At 59.0% G+C, this 1,508-nt stretch carries 1 protein-coding gene; it reads left to right on the top strand.

Going from position 1 to position 1,508, the window contains the following annotated elements; genetic code table 11:
- Positions 1-107 precede the first annotated feature (107 nt).
- Complete coding sequence (locus tag BUB54_RS19740) at positions 108-1,223, top strand: IS110 family RNA-guided transposase (RefSeq protein WP_048880392.1); 1,116 nt, start codon at positions 108-110, stop codon at positions 1,221-1,223.
- Positions 1,224-1,508: the final 285 nt, after the last annotated feature.

Raw genomic sequence — 1,508 nt, 5'->3', positions numbered from 1 at the left:
GTAAGACCTGATGTTTGTCCCCGGGTAGGGTGGCTCGCCCTCTTGATCACGCAGATCGAGGGTTACTCGTGATATTGAGCCTATCCTCACCATGAGGAGGACGAGCCGTGGAGCATTATAACGAAGCTTTCGTCGGATTGGATGTATCAAAGTCACGGAATGCAGTCGCCGTGGCAAATTACGGCCGGGAGGGCGAGGTGCGTTATCTCGGCGAAATTGACAACTCACCTGAAGCAACGCGCAAGCTGGTGGCGAAGTTGAGTGCCAGGTACGACCGGCTACACTTTTGCTATGAAGCTGGACCAACGGGTTACGGCCTACACCGCTGGCTGACGGAGTTGGGTCACGCATGTACAGTTGTTGCCCCCTCGCTCATTCCTCAGCGCCCCGGCGATCGCGTGAAGACCAATCGACGTGACGCGGAAGGGCTCGCCAAGCTGCTGCGTGCCGGCGAACTGACGGCGGTTTGGGTGCCCGACGTGACGCACGAAGCGATACGAGATTTGGTCCGTGCTCGTGCCGCCACTGTCCGGGACGTGCGCGGGAAGCGTCAGCAGGTGACCGGCTTCCTGTTGCGCCATGGTCGAAGCTTTCCCGGAAGGACAGCTTGGGGTGCAAGGCATCATCGCTGGCTGGCCGAACAACGCATGGATCATCGCGCTCAGCAGATCGTACTTGCTGAGATGATTAGCGCTGTACGAGATGCGGAAGAACGGCAGAAACGCCTGGAGCAATATCTATCTGAGGCCGCCAAGGAATGGTCGCTCGGGCCGGTGGTCGACGCTCTACAGGCGATGCGTGGCATCCGCTTTGTCGCAGCCGTTACGTTCATGGCTGAGGTCGGAGACCTTTCACGATTCGAGACTCCGCAGCAATTGATGGGGTATCTCGGCCTCGTGCCATCGGAACGGTCGACCGGCGATAGTGTTAAGCGTGGTGGGATCACCAAGGCCGGGAACACGGCCGCTCGCACAATGCTCGTCGAAAGTGCCTGGTGCTATAAGCATGCGCCGCGGATCGGCGCACAGAAGCTATATGTCATCGACAAACTGCCAAAGGTCGTCGCCGACATCGCCTGGAAGGCACAATCGCGCCTTTGCCGGCGGTATCGCGCATTGACTCAAGCCGGCAAGCGCAGTGTCGTCGTAAATACAGCGATTGCGCGCGAGATGGCTGCCTTCATGTGGGCAATCGCCCGGGAGGTCCACCCACAGATCGCTTGAGGTAATCAACACCATGGTGTGCATCATTGGCGGCGGGGCCGCGGAATGGGGAACTCCCGACTGACGCTTAGTGGCCGATCATATCGACGCCCGATGTAAGACAGGGATAGCCCCGGACGGATAATCGGAACTGCGGTAACCAACCCGCGAATCAGAGCTTGTTCACCGACGTCTTGGAGCTTCGCCGCCAACCATGCACACCTCCAGCAACAACGCACCGGAACCACAGCAGTGGCACCGCTGGACTTCTGTCGCAAAAACCCTTGACAACAAACATCAGAGCGT

It is taken from the genome of Acidocella aminolytica 101 = DSM 11237 (assembly GCF_900129125.1).
In the GTDB taxonomy this organism is placed as follows: Bacteria; Pseudomonadota; Alphaproteobacteria; order Acetobacterales; family Acetobacteraceae; genus Acidocella; species Acidocella aminolytica.
The sequence above is the reverse complement of the archived record's forward strand: the minus strand, read 5'-3'. Positions and strand labels throughout refer to the sequence as shown.